This window comes from Bradyrhizobium sp. P2_E8 (genome assembly GCF_056403875.1).
The window spans coordinates 1-4,230 of the sequence record NZ_JBFUES010000690.1; the positions used below are offsets into that span (position 1 = coordinate 1).

Genomic DNA, 4,230 nt, shown 5'->3' on the forward strand with positions numbered 1-4,230 from the left:
GGTCAAGACGCTGTCGCTGCTCGGCGTCGCGGTGCCGCGTGACAGCCCGACCTTCTATTTCCTGTGTCTCGCCGTGCTGGTGCTGACCATCGTCGGCACGCTCAATCTGTTGCGCTCGCCGACGGGCCGGGCCTTCGTCGCGATCCGCGACAGCGAGACTGCGGCGCGCAGCATGGGCGTCAACGTCGCGCTCTACAAGGTGAAGTCCTTTGCGATCTCGGCGGCGATCACCGGCTTTGCCGGCGTCTTGTTCGCGCACAAGCTCTCCTTCATCTCGCCGGAGATGTTCACGCTCCAGCTCTCGATCGAGTTCATCATCGTGATCCTGATCGGCGGCAGCTTCAGCCTGCACGGCGCCGTGCTGGGCGCGATCTTCATCGTGATGATCGACCCGTTCCTGACCTATTTGAAGGACGACATGCCCGGCATCATCGCCGGCATTGCCGCCGCTTTCGGTGCCGGTGCGCAAGGAGCGGCCGACGTCCAGTCCAGGGTCGCAGCCTTCGCCTCGCTCAACGGGCTGAAGGGCGCGATCTACGGCATCATCATCGTGCTGTTCGTGCTGTTCGAGCCGCTCGGGCTCTACGGCCGCTGGCTCAAGATCAAGCTCTTCTTCCAGCTCTTCCCGCTCTACAAGCGCGCCACCTTCAAGCGGCAGAAGATCTACGTGAAGTCGGAGCGCAACCGATGAGCTATTTCCGCGCCGAGAATCTGTCGCTGCATTTCGGAGGCCTAAAGGCTGTCGATGCGGTGTCGTTCGCGGTGGAGAAGGGCGAAATCCTCTCGATCATCGGTCCCAACGGCGCCGGCAAGAGCTCGATCTTCAACCTGATCTCGCGCATCTACCGGCCGACCTCGGGCCGCATCTTCTTCGAGGACCAGGACATCACCGAGCAGCCGCCTTACGATATCGCAAGACTCGGCATCGCCCGCACCTTCCAGAACATCGAGCTGTTCGAGAATGCGACCGTGCTGTCCAACCTCCTGGTCGGACGTCACCGCCATTCCACCACGCAGCTCTGGCAGGAACTGCTGTTCCTGCCCAGCGTGCGCGCCAACGAGAAGGTGCATCGCCGCCGGGTCGAGCAGGTGATCGAGTTCCTCGACCTCGAACCCTATCGCGACAAACTGATCTCGGGCCTTCCTTACGGCGTGCGCAAGGTGATCGAGCTGGCGCGGGCGCTGTGCTCGGAGCCGAAGCTGATCCTGCTCGACGAGCCGTCCTCGGGCCTCAATGTCGAGGAGACCGACGACATGTCGTTCTGGATCCGCGACATGAAGAACGAGCTCGGCGTCACCGTGCTGATGGTCGAGCACGACATGTCGCTGGTCAACCGCGTCTCTGATCGCGTCATCGCGCTGAACTATGGCCGGGTGCTGGCGATGGGCTCGCCGGCCGAGGTGCAGCAGCACCCTGACGTCGTCGCCGCGTATCTGGGAGCCTGATGCGATGGATGCCGCGGCGACTCCAGACATCATCCTGAAGCTCTCCAACATCGAGAGCTATTACGGACCGATCATGGCGATCCGCGGCATCTCGCTGGAGGTGCCCCGCGGCCGCATCGTGACGCTGCTCGGTGCCAACGGCGCCGGCAAGACCACGGTGCTGAAGACGATCTCCGGCATTCTCGATCCRCAGAAGGGCACGATCGAGTTCATGGGCAAGCCGATCCAGCGCATGGAGGCCGACCGAATCGTGCGGCTGGGCCTCAGCCACGTGCCGGAGGGGCGCGAGGTGTTCCCGTTCCTCTCCGTGCGCGAGAACCTGATGATGGGCGCCTATCCGCGCAAGGACCGTGACGGCGTCGCGGAGGATCTGGAGCGCGTCTACGGCTATTTCCCGCGGCTGAAGGAGCGTATCGACCAGCCGGCCGGCCAGCTCTCCGGCGGCGAGCAGCAGATGCTCGCGATCGGTCGCGCGCTGATGAACCGGCCGACCTTGCTGCTGCTCGACGAGCCCTCGCTCGGCCTGTCGCCGATCCTGGTGAAGGAGATCTTCACGATCATCCGCCGGGTCAATGAGGAGCAGGGCATGTCGATCCTGCTGGTCGAGCAGAATGCCAAGGTGGCGCTGGAGACGGCGCATTACGGCTATGTGCTGGAGATCGGCCGGATCGTCATGAACGACAGCTGCGACCGCTTGATGCATTCCCAGGACATCCAGGAATTCTACCTTGGTGCCAAGGAAGCGGGCGCGCGAGGCGAGCGGCGCTGGAAGAAGAAGAAGACGTGGCGTTAGAAGATTCGGCGTTAGGGGACTCGGCGCTGGAAGACTCGGCGTCAAAGGAAGTTTTGGCGTTAAAGCAGGAATTGGCGTTAAATGGCATTGCCCATCCGCAAGACATAGACCGCCGGCAAGGCAGGCAGCGGAGCGGAAAGCGACAAGGAGGAGAGGCGCATGGCCCGGCCGGCGGTGCTGACGGTCGCTGATACGATCGCGAAAAGCTTCTTGCGTGCCGCGGAGACGCGGGGCGACAGGCCGGCGATCCGCGAGAAGAAGTTCGGCATCTGGCAGCCGACGAGCTGGCGCGAATGGCTGGAGATCTCGAAGGAGATCGTCTACGCGCTTCGCGCGATCGGTTTCATGCCCGGCGACGTCGCCTCCATCATCGCCAATGCCGTGCCGGAATGGGTCTATGCCGACATGGGCATCCTGTGCGCCGGCGGCGTCTCCTCCGGAATCTATCCGACCGATGCATCGTCCCAGGTCCAGTATCTCGTCAACGATTCCGGCACGAAGGTGATCTTCGCCGAGGACGAGGAGCAGCTCGACAAGATCCTCACCTGCCGCACACGCTGCCCGACCCTGCAAAGGATCGTCGTGTTCGACATGGAGGGCCTCAGCGGCTTCTCCGACGACATGGTGATGTCGCTCGACGAGTTTCGCGCGCTCGGGCGCAATCATATGGTCGGTCGCGAAGCACTGTGGCAGGAGATGATCGACAGCCGCAGCCCGAGCGATCTCGCGGTCCTTGTCTATACGTCCGGCACGACCGGTCCCCCCAAGGGCGCGATGCACGCCAACCGCAGCGTCACGCACCAGATGCGGCATGCCAACGACTTCATCCCGGCACGGGAGAACGAAGACCGGCTGATCTTCCTGCCGCTCTGCCATGTCGCCGAGCGCATCGGCGGCTACTACATCTCTGTCGCCCTCGGCTCGGTGATGAACTTTGCCGAAAGCCCGGAGACGGTGCCGGACAATCTGCGCGAGGTGCAGCCGACCATCTTCCTCGCGGTGCCGCGCATCTGGGAAAAATTCTATTCCGCCATCACCATCGCGCTGAAGGATGCGACACCGCTCCAGCAATGGGTCTACCGCCGTGCGATCGGGGTCGGCTACCGCATGGTCGATTGCCGGATCGAGGGCAGGACGCCGCCGCTGTCGTTGCGCATTGCAAATCATCTCGCCTATCGCATGGCATTCCGCAACATCCGCCGCATGATCGGGCTCGACCGCTGCCGTATCGCCTTCACCGGCGCGGCGCCGATCGCGCCGGAACTGATCCGCTGGTATCTCGCGCTCGGCATCGACATGCACGAGCTCTACGGTCAGACCGAGAATTGCGGGGTCGCCACCATGATGCCGGCGGAACGGATCAAGCTCGGCTCGGTCGGCACGGCCGTGCCCTGGGGTGAGGTCGCGTTGTCACCCGACGGCGAGATCCTGATCAGGGGCGACTTCCTGTTCATGGGCTACCTGAACCAGCCCGAGAAGACCGCCGAGACCATCGATCAACGCGGCTGGTTGCACACCGGCGACGTCGGCACCATCGACAATGAAGGCTTCGTCCGCATCACCGACCGGATGAAGGACATCATCATCACGTCCGGCGGCAAGAACATCACGCCGTCCGAGATCGAGAACCAGCTCAAATTCTCGCCCTACATCTCGGATGCCGTGGTGATCGGCGACAAGCGACCGTATCTGACCTGCCTCGTGATGATCGACCAGGAGAATGTCGAGAAGTTCGCCCAGGACCACGACATCCCCTTCACCAATTATGCGAGCCTGTGCCGGGCGACGGAGATCCAGGACCTGATCTGGCGCGAGATCGAGCAGGTCAACGGCAGTTTCGCCCGCGTYGAGAGCATCAAGAGGTTCTATCTGATCGAGCGCCAGCTGACGCCCGAGGACGAGGAGCTGACGCCGACCATGAAGCTGAAGCGCGGCTTCGTGAACAAGCGCTACGCCGCCGAGATCGAGGCGATGTATCGCGAGCGTGCGGT

Annotated in this window: 4 protein-coding genes; all 4 read left to right on the forward strand. The window is 63.2% G+C overall.

Annotated features, from left to right (window positions below; all coding sequences use genetic code 11):
* On the forward strand, positions 1 to 691 hold a 691-nt coding region (locus AC1D00_RS29605), incomplete at its 5' end, for a branched-chain amino acid ABC transporter permease (protein WP_477013106.1).
* Complete coding sequence (locus AC1D00_RS29610) at positions 688 to 1,446, forward strand: ABC transporter ATP-binding protein (RefSeq protein ID WP_025575147.1); 759 nt, start codon at positions 688 to 690, stop codon at positions 1,444 to 1,446. The genes AC1D00_RS29605 and AC1D00_RS29610, both read left to right, overlap by 4 nt.
* A 4-nt stretch (positions 1,447 to 1,450) precedes the next feature.
* On the forward strand, positions 1,451 to 2,239 hold the full coding sequence (locus AC1D00_RS29615; protein ID WP_477013107.1) for an ABC transporter ATP-binding protein: 789 nt from the start codon (positions 1,451 to 1,453) through the stop codon (positions 2,237 to 2,239).
* A gap of 159 nt (positions 2,240 to 2,398) precedes the next feature.
* A partial coding sequence (locus AC1D00_RS29620) for an AMP-dependent synthetase/ligase (RefSeq protein ID WP_477013108.1) occupies positions 2,399 to 4,230 on the forward strand: 1,832 nt, incomplete at its 3' end.